Origin of the sequence: Chitinophaga sp., from assembly GCF_017745275.1 — a bacterium.
Lineage (GTDB): Bacteria > Bacteroidota > Bacteroidia > Chitinophagales > Chitinophagaceae > Chitinophaga.
In genome coordinates, this window is record NZ_JAGHZS010000003.1 from 346,079 (window position 1) to 367,766 (window position 21,688).

The following is a 21,688-nucleotide window of genomic DNA, read 5'->3' on the forward strand; positions in this document are numbered from 1 at the left end:
AAATTAGCCTAAAAAAACCGGGTAACAATGATTGAAATACAACAATTCACTTTTGGTCCATTACAAGAAAACACCTTTCTGCTTATTAACGGTAAAAAGGATTGTATAATTATAGACCCAGGATGTTATTTTCAGGACGAAAGAAAAGAATTATTACAATATATACAAACGCATGGGTTAAATGTTATAAGATTATTGAATACGCACTGTCACTTTGATCATATATTTGGCAATAAGCTAGTAGCAGATACGTACAAAGTGCGCCCGGAGTTCCATGAGCTGGAACAGCCTGTGCTGGACAATTCCCAGAATGCGGCAGCCCTCTACAACATTCCTTTTGAACCCTCTCCCATGCCTGGCCGCTACCTGCAGGAAGGCGAAGTCATTCCCTTCGGCACCAATGAACTAACGGTATTGCTTACACCAGGTCATTCCCCCGGCAGCGTATCTTTCTATTGCGCCGACCAGCAATTTGTGATAGGTGGAGATGTACTATTTTACCAGAGCATTGGCCGTACCGACCTTCCCGGGGGGAATCACAGCACCTTGCTGAAAAGCATCCGGGAAAAGCTGTTTGTGCTGCCAGACGAGGTAAGGGTATTCCCCGGCCATGGTCCGGCTACTACTATTGGCTTCGAAAAGAAACACAATCCTTTCTTAATCTAACGGCTAATAGCTAAAGGCTGGCAGCTATTTCGCGATATACTTCCCGATCACCGGCAACCGGGCAAACTCCTTCTTCTCCATCCGGAAAATAAACCAGGCATAAGCTGCAAAGAACGCGGTTGCTACTGCGAGGGGAAGGGGTTTGAGGGCGTATATGTCTTTAGGAGATAATACCAGCGCATTCAGCCAGTTGAACACATAGTAGATACCTATGGCCAGTCCTACATAGGTAATAAGTTTGGGGAGATGGTAAGGAATTGGGTAATACTTCTGCCCCAAAACATAACACACTACCATCTGGATAAAGTAACACACCATAGTAGCCAATGCCGCCCCATAGTACCCCATCACCGGAATCCACCAGTAATTAAGCAGGAATGCCAAAACAGCAGTTATAATAGTAATTACCGCGCCTGTTTTGGTGCGGTCCGTTAGTTTGAACCAGATCGTGAGGTTATAATAAATCCCCAGGAACATATTGGCCAACAGCAATACAGGCACAATACGCATCCCCTGGTAATAAAAAGGTACGCGGAGGAAAGCTTTCCAGATATTCAGGTACAGGCTCACAAACAAGAACATAAAGCAGAGCATGATCACAAACAGCTTCATGATACGGGCATACATTTTCCGGGGATCCCCGCTTTCCGCCTGTTTAAAGAAGAAAGGCTCGGCGCCTAACCGGAATGCCTGTATGAACATGGTGATCAGGATGGCCAGTTTGTAATTGGCACTATATAAGGCAATGATCTCTTTTTTGGATTCCATATCATTCCCAGGCAAAAACTGGGGTAAAAACCAGGCCCTGTCGAAGGTTTCATTTACCATGCCGGCCATGCCCACTATAATCAGCGGCAGGGCGTAGTGCAACATTTGCTTCCATAGCCCCATATCAAATTTCCATTCAATTTTGCGGATTTGAGGGAGAAACAATAACAGCGTAATACCGCTGCCCAGCATATTACTCAGGTAAATATATCCCGTTTGATCGCCGCTGTTTTGAATATCCGGCAACCAGTGATGGCCCGACGCATATAGTTTCGGACAAATCACCAGGAAAAAAATATTAAAAAAGATAGTGGTAACGATTCCGGCTATACGAATGGCGGCATATTTTATGGGTCTGTCTTCCAATCGCAGTTGCGCAAAAGGAATGGCTGTGAGCGCATCAAAGGCCATGAGCAACACTACGTAGGTATAAAAGGTAGGATGCCCGCTCAGCCCAGCCAGTTCTCCCGCATAGGAATTAATGACCGGAGACCTTAACAGTAGTAATAAAACAGTGATACTGATGGTAGATAACAGCAGGGATATAGTGGTAGTTCCCAGTACATGCGTTTTGTTTTCCTTTTTGGCAAAACGGAAAAACGCCGTTTCCATGCCATAAGTCAATACAATATTGGCAAAAGGTATATAGGCATAAACGTTAGACATTTCCCCGAAAGAGGCACGGGTTAAAATGGTCAGATAAAAAGGGGTCAGGAAATAGTTGAGCAACTTGCTCACAATATTACTTAACCCATAATACATCGTTTGTCCTGCCAGTTTCTTGATACTCAATTCCCAGATATTTTTGGTGAAATTACGAATTACGGATTTGTAATGCTACTCAAATCCTCCTCTGCGTTGTTGTTTCTTGTCAGACAGCCTTTTTTTGGATTCCATCCTTTTCTCCCTGGCAGCCTTGGATGGCCGGGTAGGTACCCGCTTTTTGCGCGGTATCAACGCTTTGTTGATCAAATCGTTCATTTTCACAATCACCTCCTGCTTGTTCCCCAATTGGGTACGCGCTGTTTGGGATTTCACCTGGAGCAGGCCGTCGGCATTAATACGATTGGCTAACTTCTCCATCAGCACTGCTTTTTGTTCAGGGGTTAACAGGGCGGAAGTCATTACGGCAAAGTAACCTTCTACCATGGTTTCCACCTTATTCACGTTTTGTCCGCCACTGCCGCCGCTGCGCGCCGTACGGAACGTGATTTCGGCGGTCACATTAATATTCATTTTAATTTAATTTTTAATATAAAAAAGTACTTAGGAAGGGCAATTTATTAAAACTGTAGCGAATATGCGGAGCAGGCGATACTTTTTAACAATATAGGGAGGGCAACAAAAGCTATCCGGCCACCGTGAGGCGCCGGATAGTCATATGCGTTAAAGCAGCGCTTACAAATGATAAGGAATCAGGAATACACCAGCACCATCTTGTTTTACAGGAACCGGGCTGTCGTTCATTGACAAGCTGGCTACTTCTTTAAAACAACAGTTTTTAGGCCTGGTAGTGAAATTCAATTTATCCAATTTGACCAGGCCTGGTCTGCCCACCCGTAAGATCTCCGGCCCTTCTACGTAGAAGGTCAGCACCGCCGTTTGGTGAGGCGTATCAATGATTTGGCCTACCTGCTTGATGGCGTTGGTCATCTGGATCTTGATACTATCCAGCGGGATCTGTGCATAGGGCCCATATACAAGATCATGGCCGGTAGCGGGATCTATCAGTTTAAATGCATAAGTAGGCGGACTGTAAACCATTGGACAAACTGCGTCCTTACAGTCTTCTTTTTTCGGTACTGGACAACAGGAGGCAAATAGCGTCAGGCCTGTTAAAAACAGGTAAATGTTTTGGGGCATAAATAATGATTTTGGTGACTGTTAAACGGGCTGTAACGGGGAAATGTTACAGATTCAACTGATTTGCGTTAATTTCCCGGCACTAAAAAAGGAGCCATGAGAGTAGTTATACAACGTGTCAGTTCAGCATCTGTAACAGTAGACGGCGCAGTAACCGGGCAAATTCAGCAGGGCCTGCTGGTGCTGCTGGGTATAGAAGACGCAGATACCATGGAAGACATACAGTGGTTAAGCAGTAAGATAGTGAACCTCCGCATTTTCAATGATGATGCGGGCATCATGAATGTTTCTGTAAAAGATATCCATGGCGATATCTTGCTGGTGAGCCAGTTTACTTTACACGCATCCACAAAAAAAGGAAATCGTCCTTCGTATATCCGTGCCAGTAAGCCGGATATTGCGATCCCGATGTATGAAAAAATGATCGGGCAACTGGAAGAAGATTTAGGCACTACTATTCAAAGAGGTATTTTTGGGGCAGATATGAAAGTGGCGCTGGTAAATGATGGCCCTGTTACTATTATCATTGATTCTCAGCAGCGGGAATAATCCCCGTGGCAATGCCGTCAATCTATTATCTTTAATAAAATAAACAAGCACCCATGACTATTCAGGAAGCCCAGGAAAAAATAGACAACTGGATTAACACCACCGGCGTGCGTTATTTCAGTGAGTTGACCAATATGGCCATTCTTACAGAAGAAGTAGGCGAAGTAGCCCGTATAATGGCCCGTAAGTATGGCGATCAGTCATCAAAAGAAAGTGATAACAAAAAGCTGCTGGCAGACGAGCTGGCAGATGTAATGTGGGTGCTGCTCTGTATTGCCAACCAAACTGGTATTGATATGACAGTAGCCCTGGAGAAAAACTTCGAAAAGAAAAATATCCGTGATGCCCAGCGGCATCATAATAATCCCAAACTAAAACCCTGAGGCAGTACGCACGCTTTTTGTGTACAGCTCTTAAAATACAGTTATGCGAAAACCGGGAAAAATAAAAACCTTATGGCAGATACTGAAGCAGTCCGGTAGCGAATTTATAGATGACAAGGTATTGAAGCTGAGTGCCGCACTGGCTTATTACACCATCTTCTCCGTGGCTCCTATGCTCATCATTATAATTTTCTTCTGCGACCTGTTTTTAGGGAAAGATGCAATAGAAGGAAATATTTATGGTCAGATCAGTGGCCTGGTGGGTAGCAGTGCCGCCTTGCAGATACAGGATATGATTAAAAATGCCTCTCTTTCCGGCGATATGAGTTGGGCTACCATCGTTGGCTTTGGCACTTTAATCATTGGTGCCACCGGGGTTTTCGCCGAAATACAGGATTCAATTAATCATATCTGGCGATTGAAATCCAAACCTAAAAAGAATGGTCTTTTACGCATGATCCTGAACCGGCTCCTCTCCTTCTCGCTGGTAGTGAGCCTGGGCTTCATCCTGCTGGTATCGCTGGCTGTAAACGGCCTGGTGGAATTATTTTCATCATTGGTGGTACGGCTGCTGCCGGGGAAGATTACGTCCGGTATCTTATTTTCGCTGGCCGATTTTGTGGTTCCTTTCCTGGTGATCGCCTGTTTGTTTGCCATCATTTTCAAAGTGTTGCCAGATGCACGTATCCGGTGGAAAGATGTACGGGTAGGCGCTATTGCCACGGCCATTCTTTTTATGCTGGGTAAATTTGCTATCGGGTATTACCTGGGAGCCAGCAAAGTAAGTTCTACCTATGGTGCTGCCGGATCTATCGTGATCATATTACTGTGGGTATACTATTCCGCGGCCATCCTCTATTTTGGGGCAGTGTTTACACGGGTATATGTACAACATTGCGGGGCACAGATTTATCCCAACGAATATGCTGTTTGGATCAAGCAAATAGAGGTGCCACATGAGCCCAAAACCGTAGAAGAAGGATAAATAATTTGTTATCCATCTTCTTAAATATAATTTAATAATCGCATACGTATTTTCAAAATTGGCCTTTATCTTTGCGCCACTATGTCTACAGATCAGAATAAATTCCAGGCGATCATATCGCATTGTAAAGAATATGGTTTTGTTTTTCAGTCCAGCGAAATTTACGATGGACTCAGTGCTGTATATGACTACGGTCAGTACGGGGCAGAACTGAAGAAAAACATCAAGGATTATTGGTGGAAGAGCATGACGCAATTACACGAGGATATCGTGGGGATTGACGCCGCCATCTTTATGCATCCTACTACCTGGAAGGCATCCGGACACGTGGATAATTTCAGTGACCCCATGATTGATAACAAGGATAGCAAAAAACGCTACCGGGTAGATCACCTCATAGAAGGCCACGCAGAAACCTTATCCAAAGAAGCCGGTGATGCCCTCCTGGCACAGATGGACGAACTGCTGAAGGAAAACGACTTCGCAGGACTCAAAACATTAATAGAATCCAACAAAATAAAATGTTCCATCAGCGGAACTGTTAACTGGACTGAAGTACGTCAGTTTAACCTGATGTTCTCCACCCAGCTGGGTAGCGTTACTGATGAAGCCAGCGAAATATACCTCCGTCCTGAAACAGCACAGGGTATCTTCGTAAACTTCCTGAACGTACAGAAAACCGGCAGGATGAAAGTACCGTTCGGTATTGCGCAAATTGGTAAGGCTTTCAGAAATGAAATTGTTGCCCGCCAGTTTATTTTCCGTATGCGTGAATTTGAGCAGATGGAAATGCAATTCTTTGTACGCCCTGGCACCCAACAGGAATGGTACGAGAAATGGAAAGAAGAGCGTATGCAATGGCACCTGAGCCTGGGCACAGATCCTGCTAAGTACCATTTCAAAGACCACATAAAATTAGCGCACTACGCAGATGCCGCAGTGGATATTGAATACGAATTCCCATTCGGTTTCAAAGAAGTAGAAGGTATTCACTCCCGTGGTGATTTTGACCTGAAACAACACCAGGAATATAGCAAGAAGAAAATTCAGTACTTCGATACAGAAATCAATCAGAACTACGTGCCTTACGTGATAGAAACCTCTATCGGTCTGGATCGTATGTTCCTGCTGACTATCTGTAATGCTTATGCAGAAGAAGATCTGAGCACTGCTGATAAACAGGATAGCCGCGTGGTATTACGTTTACCTGCTAAACTGGCACCAATTAAACTGGCGATCTTCCCACTTACCAAAAAAGATGGTTTGCCGGAACTGGCGAAAGAACTGATGAATGACTGTAAACCAGCATTCCATTGCTTCTATGAAGAAAAAGATGCGATTGGAAGACGCTACCGTCGCCAGGATGCCATTGGTACGCCTTTCTGCGTAACCATTGATCACCAGACCAAAGAAGATGGCACCGTTACCATCCGTCACCGCGACAGCATGGAACAGGAGCGTATCCCGCTGTCTGAAGTGAAAGCGCTGGTATTAAGTAAAATACTCTAGTAACTTTTAAGGGCTATGGCCGTTAAATAAGTACAAAAAGCAACCACTGTTATGCCTATACGTACTTTTATAACTGTCCTAGCCCTTACTATGTCCGGTTTGTATGCCACCGCGCAAACCCCGTCGTCCACAGATTCTACTGCTAACTTTTCAAAGAAAACATCCGACACTTATAAGCAGGTCATCTCTGTCGTTTTCGCCGGCCCTGCCTGTGGCATGTCTCTGCAATACGATATCCGCTTCAATGGTACCAGTACCGGATTGGGTGCCAGGGCAGGTATTGGATATGTGCCAAAATATATTGAGGGACATGAAGAATGGAAAGGCCGCCCTTCCTATGAAAATATCTATAAGCCCAAAGCCACTATTCCCGTTGGACTAAACTATGTACTGGCGCCATCGGTCAAACATATGATCGAGTTTGGTGTGGGTGTAACTTACGTTTGTGGTGATTCTTTGTGGTATGATGATATTACTACCAGTTACGCCTGGCTGGGCTGGATCTCCATGAATTATCGTCGCGCCGTTGGAAAACATTTATTGATGCGGGTAGGATTATCTGCAGTCGCTTCTAAAAGTCAAGTGGCAGACTTCCCCACGCCAGAATGGAGCCTCGGATATCGATTCTAGTTATCCATACAACTCCTGGTGAATAGCGTGCCGGTCGTAGCCCATCGCCTGTATACGCTGCTTGGCTTCATCTATCATGGCTTTCCAGCCACACAGAAAGAAGTTGGCGGGTCGCTTTTCATTTTGCAATATTTCTTCGTACACACTGTGTACGTATCCTTTTCTGCCGCTCCAGTTTTCTTCGCGCGATAAGGTAGGGATGTAATTGAAGTTGGGGAGCGTTGCCGCCAGTTGCTGCAGCTCCTGTGCATACAGCAAATCATGCTGATACCGTACGCCGAAAATCAGGTGTATGGGCGCATGCGGAATCTGGTGTTCATGTATGTAATGGGCCATAGAACGGAAAGGCGCAATGCCCGTGCCGGTACAGATCAAAAATAATTCTTTGTCTAACGGTTCCGGGAGTACGAAAATACCCTGTGGTCCGCGTAACAATAACTCGCTGCCTACTTTTATTTCATTGAACAGGTAAGTGCTGCCAAGGCCGCCTTCCAGTAATACAATCACCAACTCAAATTCATTGCTGCCATTGGGATGAGAAGCAATAGAATAACTACGCCAGCGCTTGTTTTTTTTCTCGTGAATGGGCAGGTCCAGCGTAACGAACTGTCCGGGTTTGAAGTCGAATCGATCCATGTCTGGTACCTGGATCCAAAAGCGGCGGGTATTGTGGGTTTCGTCCACCAATTTTGTAACGATGCCTGTATGCCATAGGTCCAGCATGGAAGTTGAATTTTGGTCTTACTGAATATAGTGAAAATCTGGCATTTTTATGATTTGGATATTTCATTATTTGGTCATGCCAGCCCCTCCTTCTCTAAATATCTTGATCATGCAATATTAAAATCGGTAAATCTTCTTTACCTTTGCATTCTTCATGAATTTACAGGCTGTATTACAATTATTTCAACGTGATGCTCGCCTGCAGTCGCTGGTGAAGGGGATACAATCACCCACCCCACAATACTTTCAGCTTTCCTCCATTAGTGGGAGTGCAATAAACTTTGTGGCAGTTAGCACCTGGGCACATGCAGATGCGAACCATCTCTTCATCTTAAACGATAAAGAGGAGGCAGCCTATTTCCATAACGACCTGGAACAACTCAGCCAGGCATTGGACATTTTCTATTTCCCGGATTCCTTCAAAAAAGCAGGGCAGTTTCATGAAATCAACAGCAGTCATAATATGCTGCGGACAGAAGCCCTCATGAAGTTTTCCGGCGATAAAGTCCATAAAAAAATACTGGTCACCTATCCGGAAGCACTCTGGGAAAAAGTGGCCGGCAACCAGGCTTTCAGCGCCAATATGGTGCAGTTGAAGGTGGGCGATGTACTGAAAGTAGATCCCCTGCTGGAACAATTGGTATCCTGGGGCTTTCATGCTACTGATTTTGTGTATGAGCCCGGCCAGTACGCCGTAAGAGGCGGTATCCTGGATATCTACTCCTTTGGTAATGAAAAGCCTTACCGTATTGAATTATTTGGGGAAGATATAGATTCTATCCGCCTGTTTGATCCGGAGTCGCAGCTCAGTGAACGCAAGCTCACCCAGGTGACGCTCATCGCTAACATGGATACCCATGGCGCCGCCACAGATCACGGTAAAACACCGCTCACCAGCTTCCTCCCCGCCAACACCGTAGTGTGGATGAAAGATCCCGGCTACGTACAAGGCGTAATAGAACAGCTGGAACAGCGCCTGGACGATTTCCTGCTCACAGGCCAGAAAGTAAAAGTAGATGAAGATGAGGAGATGGTGCTGAAAGAAGACGACTTCGTGAAAGCCGCTCCATTGCTGCAACAGTTGCTGGAAAAGCCTACCATCGTTTTTGGTAACAAAGACTGGTTAAGTGATAAAGGCTACTCCCCCACCGATATTGTATTCGATACCCAGGAACAGCCCGTGTTTAACAGGCAGTTCGATTTACTGATCAAAGACCTGGGCAAACATAACAGCAGTAAATATTCCCTCTTTATATTCTCCGATAATCCCCGTCAGTTGGAACGCTTGCGGAGTATTTTCGAAGACCTCAAAGCAGATTTTGTATTCTTCCCGATTCCCGTAGCCATCAGCAATGGGTTCATTGATCACTCGCTGAAACTGGTATGTTATACCGATCACCAGATCTTCCAGCGCTTCCACAAGTATAAGGTAAAACAAGCCTACAACAAGAATAAGGCAATTACCATGAAAACGTTGCGGGAGCTGCAATCCGGTGATTTTGTAACGCATATTGATCATGGTGTGGGTATGTACAGCGGTTTGCAGAAAATTGAGGTGGGAGGAAAAATGCAGGAAGCCATCCGCATTATTTACAAAAACAACGACCTGTTGTATGTAAATATCAACTCCCTGCACAAAATCAGTAAATACACCGGCAAAGAAGGCGTAGAACCCAAAGTAAATAAACTGGGCAGCGATGCCTGGGATAAGCTGAAGGAGAAAGCCAAAACACAGGTAAAGGATATTGCGAAAGACCTGATACAGCTGTATGCGGTACGTAAAGCCCAGCAAGGCTTTGCTCATACACCGGATACCTACCTGCAAACAGAACTGGAAGCTTCCTTCATTTATGAAGATACCCCGGATCAAAGTAAAGCTACTGCCGACGTAAAACGCGATATGGAATCACCCGCTCCTATGGATCGGCTGGTATGTGGCGATGTAGGCTTCGGTAAAACAGAAGTAGCCATCCGCGCGGCTTTTAAATCTATAGTAGATGGTAAACAGGCTGCTGTACTGGTACCTACTACCATCCTGGCCTTCCAGCACTATAAAACTTTTGCAGAACGGCTGAAAGATTTCCCCTGCACGGTGGATTACCTGAACAGGTTCAAATCTTCCAAAGAGAAAAAAGAAACACTCAAACGTCTCGAAGAAGGAAAAATTGACATCATTATCGGCACCCATGCCTTGCTGGGTAAGGAAGTGAAGTTCAAAGACCTGGGTGTACTGGTGGTAGATGAAGAACAAAAATTCGGTGTTTCTGCCAAAGAAAAACTGAAACAAATAAAACATAACGTAGATACCCTCACACTAACGGCAACGCCTATACCGCGTACGCTGCAGTTTTCGTTGATGGGTGCACGTGACCTTTCTGTGATCAACACGCCTCCTCCTAACAGGCAGGCCATTGAAACTGAAGTACAGGTATTTAACCAGGACCAGATCCGCGATGCTATTTACTTTGAGGCAGAACGGGGCGGACAGGTATACTTTATCCACAACAGGGTAAAAGGACTGAAAGAAATGGCCGGACTGATTCAGGGATTATGCCCCGACTTGTCTATTGCCACCGCACATGGGCAGCTGGAAGGACATCAGCTGGAAGAAGTGATTCTCGACTTCATTGACCGCAAATACGATGTACTGGTATGTACCAACATCGTGGAAAGCGGCGTGGATATTCCCAATGCCAATACCATCATCATCAATAACGCACATCACTTCGGACTGAGCGACCTGCACCAGCTGCGTGGCCGTGTAGGACGCAGTAATAAAAAGGCTTTCTGTTACCTGCTGGCGCCACCTATGAGCACACTGCCTGCTGATAGCCGTAAACGCCTGCAAACACTCGAACAGCACAGTGAGCTGGGAAGCGGCTTCCAGATTGCCATGCGTGACCTGGATATTCGTGGTGCCGGTAACCTGTTGGGTGGTGAACAAAGCGGTTTCATGGCGGAAATAGGATTCGATATGTACCAGAAAATCCTGGACGAAGCGATCCGTGAACTGAAACAAAATGAATTCCGTGACCTGTTTAAAGATCAACTGGAAGAGAAGAAGGATTTCGTCAGCGACTGTACCATTGATACTGACCTGGAAATACTCATCCCGGATACTTATATAGAAAGCATCCAGGAACGTTTAAACCTGTACCAGGAGTTGGATAATATCATGGAAGAAGGCAAGCTAAAGGCTTTTGAGGTGGATATGGCCGATCGTTTTGGCCCACTGCCAGAGCCGGTAAAAGACCTGCTTACGATGATCCGTTGCCGCTGGATGGCTATACAACTGGGCTTCGAGAAAATGATGCTGAAAGAAGAAAACCTGCGTTGCTACTTTATCAATAACCCCGACTCCCCTTATTTTGAATCCCCTACGTTCAATCATATATTAACGTATATACAAACCCGTACTAATAACGCCAAACTGAAACAGGTGGGCAAAAACTTCATGCTGGTGGCCTCCCGCATCCGCCATATGAATGATCTCTACGACTTCCTGAAGGCTATGACCGATAGCCGGAAATAGTTTCCCTGTAACATAATTCCTTTGTAATCGTTTCATTTATAACATGAAATGCATAATGCTATTTCTGTAACTGAGCGTTAACAAAATTTTATAAAATCCCATTTGTGGAATCACTTTCTAACCACGCATCATGAGGGCGTAAACAACAACGAAAACAAAATTTTTTAAACAATAGAAAAACATCGACACATGAAAAAGGTAATGTTATTAGCAGCAAGTTTATTTTTTGCCCTGAGCACTTTTGCACAACAGGCCGATAAACAACCTGTAAAAAAGATTGAAGTAAATGGTTCTGCAGAAATAGAAATAACACCGGATGAAATTTATTTCGACATCTCTTTACGTGAATACCTGAAAGGTAAAACCAAAGTAGACATCAGCACACTGGAAAAACAATTGGAAAAAGCAGTAGCGGAAGCAGGCATCTCCAAAAATGATTTAACCGTTGAAAACGTGTATGGTAACAACTTTGAAATATTGCGTAAAAAGAAAGATCCGCAGGAGTTTATGGCGCGCAAACAATATCGCCTGAAATTAACCAAGCTGGATAAAATCAATCAAATCCTGGGTGCAGTAGATGCAGAAGGTATTGAAAACACCCGGATCTCTTCTTACTCTTCCAGCAAAATGGAAGCATACCGCAAAGAAGCAAAGATTAAAGCATTGCTCGCAGCAAAAGAAAAAGCAGAATATATGCTGACTGCTATTGGTAACAAAATAGATGGTGTGATCGAAATCCAGGAAATGAATACAGATAACTATTCCGATGTTCGTCCGATGATGATGGCTAACTTCAAATCTGCTGGTGTAGCTGAAGACGCCACTTCAGATATCGAGTTTAAAACAATTAAGATCCGCGCAGAAGTAAGAGCAGTATTTGCTATTAAATAATTACACTGGAGATGTAATAACAAAAAAGAGCCCCCCGCTTTATAGCGGGGGGCTCTTTTCGTTTATAAAGATCCAGTTAAATTAGAAGCTGTATCTCAGACCCAGCTGCATCTGATGACGGGATGCAAAGAAGTCTTTTGAGTAAGGAGTACCTGGGTTGGTATAATTGTAAGTTGGATAGTTGTTAACCACTTTACCGGTAGGTGTCAGACCAACACTCGCAGAAGAGTTGAAAGTGTTTGGTGAGAAGTATTGAATACCCCAGTTTTTGTTCAACAGGTTAGTAACATTCACGATGTCATAAGTCAGCGTGATAGTGTGTACTCTCTTAGCAGTTTTTACGTTGAATTCCTGTGCGAAACGGAAGTCAGCCTGTGTATTCCATGGAGTACGGCCACCGTTACGTTCAGTGAAATCACCTTTACGGCTGCTCAGGTATTTATCGCTGTTCACATGATCCATGAAAGCAGCAGCTTGTTGAGCAGCAGTAGCACCACCTACTTTATCAGTGAAGAAGTTAGTGGCTTCAGCTACATCTTTCGGAATGTAAGCCAGGCTCACCTGTTGAGGAGTACCTTGTACTGTAGCATTTACGAAACCGTAAGTGAATGGCAGACCGGAAGAAGTGTTAAAGAAAGCAGAGAAAGTAGATACCCATTTACCTTTAGTACCCCAATCCTGTTTGTAGCTAACAGTAGCTACGATACGGTGGCGAACATCAAAGTTAGAGTAAGCCAGACCTGGGTTGTTAGGATTCAGGGCCTGGTTCAGCTGCCAGTTAGACTCCATAGAGTTACGGATACCGTTGGTGATATCTTTAGCTTGACCATAAGTGTAAGCAGTCATGAAGTTCAGACCGAAGGGGAACACTTTGGAGATCTGGCCGGTGATGCTGTAACGGTAACCTTTATCGGTGTTAGACAGCAGGTAAGCGTTAGTATAAGAAGGGTTGATTTTTTTACCAGAGTAGATCGGCTGTTGTTTGTTTACGTCGTAAGCATAGTAAGTAGGGTTATCTACCAGGTTTACCTGTTGGAATTGCAGATCCTTTACTACTTTGGTATAGATACCTTCGATGCTGAATTTCCACTGATCATGTGTAGTGTAATCCAGGGCGAGGCTGCTTCTCCATACTTGCGGCATTTTGAAGTTGTTGTCGATCATGTCTACCTGGGTAGGGCTGGATGCGTTATTAACATCTACACCATTTTGTTTGGCGAAATCAGCGATACCATTTGGAGACGGTTTAGCTGCCGGTAACGGACCATTAACGAATGGTTTGCTGGATGCTTTGTTATCATATGCACCGTAAGTAACACCATTGTTATAGTAAGCATAACCAATCCATGCGAAAGGAATACGACCGGTGAACAAGCCGCTACCACCACGTAATACCAGGCTGTTATCACCTTTGATATCGTAGTTGAAACCTAAGCGTGGAGAGAACTGTACGTTATTCAGGAAATCGTTTTTGATATCCTTTGGTTTAGTGTAGGTGTAGGTAGTTCCATAGTTAGGATCTTCCGGAGCTTTGGTAGTTTTATCGCTCAGCGGTTGTTTGTTAGGAATACCGGTGTAGTCTAAACGCAAACCTGGAGTGATACGGAAACGATCAGTCAGTTGAATTTCATCCTGGCCATATAAGCTCAGCAGGTTTACTTTAAACTGTGCTGGCGGATTCGCCATGATGTTGTCGCGTGAGTTGTTCGCGTAGTTGAAGTTACCACGTACACGTGCAGGATTGTTGGCCAGGAAAGCGCCGATGCTGTCATAATCCAGACGACCGTTCCAGGAGTTAACGAAACCGTAAGTGATGTTGTAGAACTCGTTGTGTGTACCTACAGTGATAGTGTGGTTACCTTTAAATATGGTGACGTTATCGGTGATTTCAAACGTCTTTTGTTTCATATTAAAGATACTTGCTTCACGGTCAGTACCGAGGAAGATGGTAGAACCAGGAGTTCTTCCTTTAATCTGAATTTGTGGTGTTGCTGGGTCAGACAATGGATCTCTAAAGTCGTGTACAGAAGAATAACCCAGGATCAGGCTGTTAGACAGGGTGTTGGAAAAGTTGCTTTTCAGTTCTGCAACAGTAGAAGTCTGGTTATTGGTCTGTTTGAAGTCGATACCTTTGAAACGGAAGTTTTGTTGATCGCGTTCCAGGTTGGTAGCTTCAGAAGTAATAGTATTGTTACGAACAGATAACTGGTGTTTCGCGTTGATGTGCCAGTCTAATCTGTTGAAGAATTTGTTGGAATTAGAATAGATGCTGGTGTTGCCGGCAGTACCTGCGTCTACACCGTAGCTTTTCATTAAAGCAGTGATATCAGCTGCATCTTTTTCAGTTAAGATACCACCGTTATCGGCAGAACCTGCACCGAGGATCACCGGATCTACACGACGGGTGATTTCTTCGTTGGTGAAGAAGAATAATTTGTTTTTAACGATAGGGAAACCAACACGTACACCTGTTTGGTATTCATGGAAGTCGCTCGGTAATTTAGAACCATCACCGGCGTTGTTTTTACCGATCATAGAAGCGTTACGACCAAAACCATAAACGGAACCGTGTACTTCGTTGGTACCGCTGCGGGTTACAGCGTTTACGCTACCACCGAGGAAGTTACCTACTTTCACATCGAATGGAGCCAGTAATACCTGTACATCCTGGATGGCATCCAGAGATACAGGGTTAGTGCGGGTAGAGCTACCTGGCTGACCGCTGGTGCTGCTTTGTCCACCTAAGGAAGGGCTGAAACCAATCGCATCGTTGTTGATAGCACCATCCAGGGTTACGTTGTTATAACGGTAGTTAGTACCCAGGAAAGAGTTGTTGTTGCTCTGTGGAGTTACTTTAGTCAGGTCCTGCAGGCTACGGCTCATAGTAGGGAGCGTTTTGATCTGCTCTTGCCCTACTCTTGTACCACCAGCTTTACCAGGGCCAGGAGTTCCGGTTACTACTACTTCACTCAGTGCAGTAGATTCTTCGGCTAATTTAAAGTTGAAATTGGTGGTACCCAATCCGAGGTTAACGTCTGATTTAATTTCTTTTTTATATCCAATGAATGAAACAGTGATGGTATACGGACCACCAGGGTTCAGATTCGGCAGGATATAACGGCCGTCTGTGTTAGTCTGAACACCGGATTTTGCGCCGGTACTGTTGTTTACTATTACTACTGTAACGCCAGGGATAGCCTGACCACCCGGATCGGATACTTTACCCGATATAACGGAAGTAGTTACCTGTGCCTGCACGTTGTTGTAAAAAAGAATTACAAGAAAGCTAGCTAATAGCGTAAAGAATGATTTCATAAACTGTTTTGTAAGTATTTACAGGTGCAAAGGAAACAGTCTAAAACAACCAGAATGTTAACAGATTATTACGGAATTGTTAAGGAGTGCATAAAGTGGACTAAAAAAATGAATTTTATTGTTTTTTGGGTTAAAATAACATCATTTTGGCGGGCCAATTTAACCTTAATGTTAACAGAGCCGAAAAAAGGGGGTACAAATTAATTGTTAACTGACGGTAAACAATAAACAACATAATATAACCTTAACGTATATACGAAATGCCCCGCCTGTAAAGGCAGGGCTGCTGTAAAAAGTCATCAGAAAATGATGTTAATTAATTTCGACTTTGAAAGTCCCGTCCGTTAAAGGTTTTTCAATATCACCATTTGATAATACACCAGAGAATGTACCCTCTGCATGTTTACTATTAATGCTCGTTATATTTACTTTGATATTTTGACTGGTGTATCCCAGTTCTTTTTGCTGGATCTGCATGAGCGACATTTCCGCGCCGTTAAATGTGCCGGTGGCAAGACTATCCTTCGTAAAGGTGATCATCAGCTCCATATGATAGCCGAAGTTGTTGGTAACGCCGTCTACTACCAGGGTCTTCTTTCCTGTATACACGGTGTCAGTAACATAGGCTTCTGTGGCGTTAGACTGATAAGTATCCTTGTCCAGTTTAAAGTAGAAACTGCTTTCAGGTTTTACTTCCTCTTTTTTGGAATTGCAGGCACTAAAACCCAGCACGGTAATCATGGCTACCAATAATAATGTAATACGCATCACGTAATTGTTTTTGTTTGGTATGCCGTTTTTTATCAGGAAAACCAGTGCCGGCCGCTATGGTGGCGGCCAGCGATAATTTAAATTAACATAGGATACTGGTCAAGACTGTTGGCATAGGGATAATGTGGGTGCAATATATATAAAAAAATACGAATTAAAAAAATATATATATGGTGAGATGTCCCTCAAATCGTCTTTACAACCATGCAGTCCATTTCCCAGAGAGACAAACCGGGAAATAGTTTTTTATCAACACATCATGAACCAATACCTTTAATATATTATGATCTCTGGGAGATATATACACCAACTGCAGACTATAATTAACAATTTTTTTGAGTCCGAATTACGTATTATTACGGCGTTACTGAATAATTAAAAGCACATTATGTCATCGGAAGTAATCAAGCAATTACAGGAGGCGGTGCAGTTTTCACCGGAGAATGTGCCCTTACGTATGCATCTGGCGCAGGTATTACTGCAAGACTATGAATATATAGCAGCGGAAGAGCAATACAGGAAAGTACTGGAACTTTCTTCCACCAATACAGCCGCCCAGCTTGGCCTGGCGCGCACCTTTTACCATCAGCAGAAATATTCTGCCGCCATCGTTGTACTGGAACAATTAGAACACCGGGAACCGGACCATTTTGATGCATTACTATTGCACTGCCGCATCCTGGTGAAAGAACAGTCCATGCCACAGGCAAAGGAAATTTATCAGCATTTACTACAAATAAATCCCGGTTTCCGTGACGAAGCACTGGACAACCTTTTCCGCGTTGCCCTGTCCGCACCCGCTTCCTTTAATGATGATGACGAGGAAGATGAAGAAAGCGAAAATCTCTTTATGCTGGAAAAACCGGAAATCAACTTTTCCGATGTAGGCGGTATGGAAAGGGAAAAGCAGGAAATTGATCTGAAGATTATTAAGCCACTGCAGTTTCCGGATCTTTATAAAGCCTACGGTAAAAAAGCAGGTGGTGGTATCTTATTATATGGCCCTCCCGGCTGTGGTAAAACCTATCTGGCCAAAGCTACCGCCGGGCAAATACAGGCGGAGTTTATTAACGTTGGCATCCATGATGTACTGGATATGTGGGTAGGCACCAGTGAAAAAAATCTTCACAGCCTGTTTGAACTGGCCCGGCAAAGTAAGCCTTGTGTGCTGTTTTTTGATGAGGTAGACGCTCTGGGAGCTAATCGTTCAGCTCTCCGGCAGTCTGGCGCAACGCATATTATAAACCAGTTCCTCGCTGAAATGGATGGCATCGCTGCCAATAATGAAAACATCCTGATCATTGGCGCTACCAATGCTCCCTGGAGCCTGGATCCGGCGTTCCGCCGCCCCGGCCGTTTCGACAGAATCATTTTTGTGGCACCTCCGGAAGCAGATGGCCGCGAAGAAATACTGAAACTACAACTGCGCGATAAACCCGTTAGTGATATCAACTACAACGCGCTGGCTAAAGCCACCGCCGGCTATTCCGGTGCTGATCTCAAAGCCATTGTAGACATTGCCATAGAGGAAAAACTACTCGAAGCATTACAAAAAGGAGCACCACAACCGATCACCCAGAAAGAATTATTAAAAGCCGCTAAAATACATAAGCCTACCACCAGGGAATGGTTTAATACCGCCCGTAACTATGCGTTGTATTCCAATGAAACCGGTCTTTATGATGATGTTCTGAAATACCTGGATATTAAGAAATAACGTTTATGGCTGTATTAATTCAGCGCGCTCATATTTTATTGCAACAAGGTCGCTTCGATGATGCGTTTACTGCCCTGCGTCAGCACCTGAGCACCAATGCACATGATACCGAAGGTCTTTACCTGCTTACCATCTGCTACCTGGAAACAGGCAACATTGCGGAAGCGGAACAGGTAGCGGCCAACACGCTTAGCTTCGCTCCTTACGACGACCGTTTCCTGTACCTGCAATCAAGAATTGCCTTCATTAAAAATCAATATAAAGAGGCTATCAGGGCTATTAGCAGTGCGGTAGCTATCAACCCTGGCTATGCGCATTACTTTGCCATGTGGAGCCAGATACTGTTGAATAAGAAGGAGTATGAAGCCGCACTCCAAAAAGCAGAAGAAGGGCTGGCACTGAACCCGGAAGACGAGGTTTGTTTGAATCTGCGTTCCCATGCACTATTTAGTTTGGGCAGAAAAGAAGAAGCTTTTTCCAATTTGCATGAAGCCCTGGAGCATAATCCGGAAAATGCCTATACCCACGCCAATCTCGGCTGGAAATGGCTGGAAGTACGTGATCATCGTAAGGCGTTAGAGCATTTCAGGGAGTCTTTGAAAATAGATCCCAATAATGAACTAGCTCGCAACGGCATGGTACAGGCCATGAAAGCAAAATACTGGTTATACCGGCAGTTCCTGAATTACTCTTTTTTTATGAGTCGCCAGAAAGCACGTACGCAATGGGGTATCATTATTGCGATTTTTGTGCTTACACAGGTGGCTAATCAGTACTATTTCCCACTATACGTGATACTGGCGCTGATCGCTATTTCTACGTGGCTGATTACGCCGGTGAGTAACCTGTTTCTCCGCCTCAATCCTTACGGCAGATATGCTTTGAGCCCGGAACAAACCAAGGTATCCAACATTGTAGGTATCCTGCTGGGAGCTACGTTGCTCACAGGTGCAGCATACCTGCTCACTGGTATAAGTGGGTTGCTGGCATTGTGCATTTGCAGTGGCGTTATGTTATTGCCTGCTGCCGGGCTATATGTAGCCGAAGGAAAAAAGTATCGCAATTTCACAAAGTGGTATGTTCTCGGACTCGCAGCATTGGGTATACTGGGAACCAGTTTTGCTTTCATCACCAAAGAACCGTTTAATATATTCGTTACTGTTATGCTGATAGGTGTTTTCGGATACCAGATTTTAGCGAATTTTATACTGACGAAAGAAAAATAAAAAGCTGTTATAAACAGAAAAGGCTTCCGGTTATGGAAGCCTTTTCTGTTTATAACATAAACGTATATACGTAATTAAGCATCAATCTTTGCATATTTCGCGTGAGATTCGATGAATGCTCTGCGTGGCGGAACTTCGTCACCCATCAGCATACTGAATACGCGGTCTGCTTCTGCAGCGCTTTCAATTGTTACCTGTTTCAGGGTACGGTGTTCAGGGTTCATGGTAGTATCCCACAGTTGTTCTGCGTTCATCTCACCCAAACCTTTATAGCGCTGTACGTTCACGCTGTCTTCTTTACCACCGGCAGCCAGTTTAGCAGTAGCTTCCTTACGCTGCTCTTCTGTCCAGGCGTAGATTTGCTCCTTCCCTTTTTTCACGAGATACAGCGGTGGTTGTGCAATGTATACATAACCCTGTTCTACCATTGCTTTCATATAACGGAAAACGAAGGTCAGGATCAATGTAGCAATGTGACTACCATCCACGTCGGCATCCGTCATGATGATAAGCTTGTGATAGCGCAGTTTGGAAAGGTTCAATGCTTTATCATCTTCTTCTGTACCTATCGTTACACCCAGTGCAGTAAAGATATTTTTGATTTCATTGTCTTCGTAGATTTTGTGCTCCATAGCTTTTTCTACGTTCAGGATCTTACCACGTAATGGCAAAATAGCCTGGTAGTTACGGTTACGGCCTTGTTTGGCAGTACCACCCGCGGAGTCTCCTTCGACAAGGTACAGTTCACATTTGGTAGGATCGTTATCGGAGCAGTCGGCCAGTTTACCAGGTAAACCGCTACCGGTCATCACGCTTTTACGTTGTACCAGCTGCCGTGCTTTACGGGCTGCTTCACGTGCCTGCGCTGCCAGTACTACCTTATTGATAACTGTTTTAGCTTCACGCGGATTTTCTTCCAGGAACGCATCCAATACAGCCGCTACAGAACTATCTACTACCCCCATTACATCGGAGTTACCGAGTTTGGTTTTGGTTTGTCCTTCAAACTGAGGCTCAGGTACTTTTACGCTGATAATCGCACTCAATCCTTCGCGGAAGTCATCTCCGGTAACTTCTACCTTCGATTTTTCAAACATCTTATTTTTATCACCATAAGATTTGAATACGCGGGTAATAGCACGGCGGAAACCGGCTACGTGCGTACCTCCTTCAATGGTGTTGATATTATTTACATAAGAGAAGATGTTTTCGCTGAACGCATCATTGTACACCAGCGCCACTTCTACTGCTACGTTGGAAGCCGCATCATGTGTTTCTACGTAAATAGGTGTAGGTAACAGTGGATTACGACGGCCATTTTTGTCGAGCATCTGAATAAACTCCCTGATACCACCTTCGCTGTAGAAGGTTTCAGAGAAGAAGTTACCTTCTTCATCTTTTTCACGTTCATCTGTTAACGTGATCTTGATTTTGCGGTTCAGGTAGGATAATTCACGTAAACGACCTGCCAGGATTTCCCGGTTGTAGGTGGTTTCTTTGAATATTTCGCCATCGGGCTTGAAAAGTACAGTGGTACCGGTGATTTCACTGGTGCCTACTTCCCGGACAGCATATTGTGGTATACCACGGTGGTATTCCTGTTCAAATAACTTGCCTTCACGTTCTACTGTTACATATAATCTGTCACTCAGGGCGTTCACGCAGCTTACACCCACACCGTGCAAACCTCCGGATACCTTATAAGTATTCTTGTCAAATTTACCACCGGCGTGGAGTACAGTCATAACAACTTCCAGTGCAGAACGACCTTCTTTGGGAATGATACCGGTAGGGATACCACGACCATCATCCTTTACCCGGATGGAATTGTCTTCCAGGATGGTAACGTCAATATTTTTGCAGTATCCGGCAAGGGCTTCGTCAATAGAGTTATCTACCACCTCGTAAACCAGGTGGTGAAGTCCCTTAATGCCGATATCGCCGATATACATGGCTGGACGCTTACGTACGGCTTCCAGGCCTTCCAATACCTGAATACTCCCTGCATCATATCCATTGCTGCTGGGGCTGGGTGCTTGCACTAATTCTTCGCTCATATGTTGGTGTAAAATCTATTAGAAATAAAATCGGTAGACAATCATGCAAAAATACGAAAAATAAGCCTTATTTCCACAAAAGAATGCCTGTTTTTAAGCTGTA

The 21,688-nt window shown here is 44.4% G+C and carries 16 protein-coding genes and 1 pseudogene; 10 read left to right on the forward strand and 7 right to left on the reverse strand.

Annotated elements, in window-relative coordinates; translation table 11 throughout:
* Positions 1-27: 27 nt before the first annotated feature.
* The gene (locus J7623_RS10920; RefSeq protein ID WP_291920111.1) at positions 28-666 is read left to right on the forward strand and encodes an MBL fold metallo-hydrolase; all 639 of its coding nucleotides are present in this window, start codon (positions 28-30) and stop codon (positions 664-666) included.
* A gap of 24 nt (positions 667-690) precedes the next feature.
* Here the strand turns inward: J7623_RS10920 and J7623_RS10925 are convergent, their stop codons facing one another.
* The 3 genes and pseudogenes from J7623_RS10925 to J7623_RS10935 form a co-directional block, all read right to left on the reverse strand.
* The gene (locus J7623_RS10925; RefSeq protein WP_291920113.1) at positions 691-2,226 is read right to left on the reverse strand and encodes a polysaccharide biosynthesis C-terminal domain-containing protein; all 1,536 of its coding nucleotides are present in this window, start codon (positions 2,224-2,226) and stop codon (positions 691-693) included.
* Between the two features lie 45 nt (positions 2,227-2,271).
* Positions 2,272-2,688: pseudogene (gene arfB / locus J7623_RS10930) on the reverse strand (alternative ribosome rescue aminoacyl-tRNA hydrolase ArfB); the annotation flags it as partial.
* A 144-nt stretch (positions 2,689-2,832) separates the two neighbouring features.
* Positions 2,833-3,297, reverse strand: coding sequence for a hypothetical protein (locus tag J7623_RS10935; RefSeq protein ID WP_291920116.1), 465 nt, complete (start codon positions 3,295-3,297; stop codon positions 2,833-2,835).
* A gap of 96 nt (positions 3,298-3,393) precedes the next feature.
* On the opposite strand from J7623_RS10935, the gene dtd reads away from it, so the two are divergent.
* From dtd to J7623_RS10960, 5 genes are all read left to right on the forward strand, one after another.
* Positions 3,394-3,846: a D-aminoacyl-tRNA deacylase gene (gene dtd / locus J7623_RS10940; protein ID WP_291920118.1), complete on the forward strand. Its 453-nt coding sequence runs from the start codon at positions 3,394-3,396 to the stop codon at positions 3,844-3,846.
* A 53-nt stretch (positions 3,847-3,899) separates the two neighbouring features.
* Positions 3,900-4,229, forward strand: coding sequence for a nucleotide pyrophosphohydrolase (locus J7623_RS10945; protein WP_291920119.1), 330 nt, complete (start codon positions 3,900-3,902; stop codon positions 4,227-4,229).
* A gap of 43 nt (positions 4,230-4,272) precedes the next feature.
* On the forward strand, positions 4,273-5,214 hold the full coding sequence (locus J7623_RS10950; RefSeq protein ID WP_291920120.1) for a YihY/virulence factor BrkB family protein: 942 nt from the start codon (positions 4,273-4,275) through the stop codon (positions 5,212-5,214).
* A gap of 81 nt (positions 5,215-5,295) precedes the next feature.
* Positions 5,296-6,723, forward strand: coding sequence for a glycine--tRNA ligase (locus tag J7623_RS10955; RefSeq protein WP_291920122.1), 1,428 nt, complete (start codon positions 5,296-5,298; stop codon positions 6,721-6,723).
* 90 nt (positions 6,724-6,813) lie between these two features.
* Positions 6,814-7,353 carry a hypothetical protein gene (locus J7623_RS10960; protein ID WP_291920124.1) on the forward strand — a complete coding sequence of 180 codons (540 nt, stop codon included), beginning with the start codon at positions 6,814-6,816 and terminating at the stop codon, positions 7,351-7,353.
* Here the strand turns inward: J7623_RS10960 and J7623_RS10965 are convergent, their stop codons facing one another.
* Positions 7,354-8,076: an FAD-binding oxidoreductase gene (locus J7623_RS10965; protein WP_291920125.1), complete on the reverse strand. Its 723-nt coding sequence runs from the start codon at positions 8,074-8,076 to the stop codon at positions 7,354-7,356.
* Between the two features lie 154 nt (positions 8,077-8,230).
* Between J7623_RS10965 and mfd the strand changes: the two genes are divergently transcribed.
* Both mfd and J7623_RS10975 read left to right on the forward strand, forming a co-directional pair.
* Positions 8,231-11,608: a transcription-repair coupling factor gene (gene mfd, locus J7623_RS10970; RefSeq protein ID WP_291920126.1), complete on the forward strand. Its 3,378-nt coding sequence runs from the start codon at positions 8,231-8,233 to the stop codon at positions 11,606-11,608.
* A 189-nt stretch (positions 11,609-11,797) separates the two neighbouring features.
* Positions 11,798-12,499 carry an SIMPL domain-containing protein gene (locus tag J7623_RS10975; RefSeq protein ID WP_291920128.1) on the forward strand — a complete coding sequence of 234 codons (702 nt, stop codon included), beginning with the start codon at positions 11,798-11,800 and terminating at the stop codon, positions 12,497-12,499.
* Positions 12,500-12,580: 81 nt separating this feature from the next.
* Here J7623_RS10975 and J7623_RS10980 read toward each other — a convergent pair whose 3' ends face one another.
* Together J7623_RS10980 and J7623_RS10985 are read right to left on the reverse strand one after the other, a co-directional pair.
* A complete protein-coding gene (locus J7623_RS10980; RefSeq protein ID WP_291920130.1) occupies positions 12,581-15,814 on the reverse strand; it encodes a carboxypeptidase regulatory-like domain-containing protein in 3,234 nt (1,077 codons plus the stop codon).
* Positions 15,815-16,126: 312 nt separating this feature from the next.
* Entirely contained in the window at positions 16,127-16,582 is a 456-nt protein-coding gene (locus J7623_RS10985; protein ID WP_291920132.1) for a hypothetical protein, read from the reverse strand.
* Between the two features lie 391 nt (positions 16,583-16,973).
* Between J7623_RS10985 and J7623_RS10990 the strand changes: the two genes are divergently transcribed.
* Both J7623_RS10990 and J7623_RS10995 read left to right on the forward strand, forming a co-directional pair.
* Entirely contained in the window at positions 16,974-18,302 is a 1,329-nt protein-coding gene (locus J7623_RS10990) for an AAA family ATPase (protein WP_291920134.1), read from the forward strand.
* A gap of 5 nt (positions 18,303-18,307) precedes the next feature.
* On the forward strand, positions 18,308-19,528 hold the full coding sequence (locus J7623_RS10995) for a tetratricopeptide repeat protein (RefSeq protein WP_291920135.1): 1,221 nt from the start codon (positions 18,308-18,310) through the stop codon (positions 19,526-19,528).
* A gap of 74 nt (positions 19,529-19,602) precedes the next feature.
* Here J7623_RS10995 and gyrB read toward each other — a convergent pair whose 3' ends face one another.
* Positions 19,603-21,585: a DNA topoisomerase (ATP-hydrolyzing) subunit B gene (gene gyrB, locus J7623_RS11000; RefSeq protein ID WP_291920138.1), complete on the reverse strand. Its 1,983-nt coding sequence runs from the start codon at positions 21,583-21,585 to the stop codon at positions 19,603-19,605.
* Positions 21,586-21,688 lie beyond the last annotated feature (103 nt).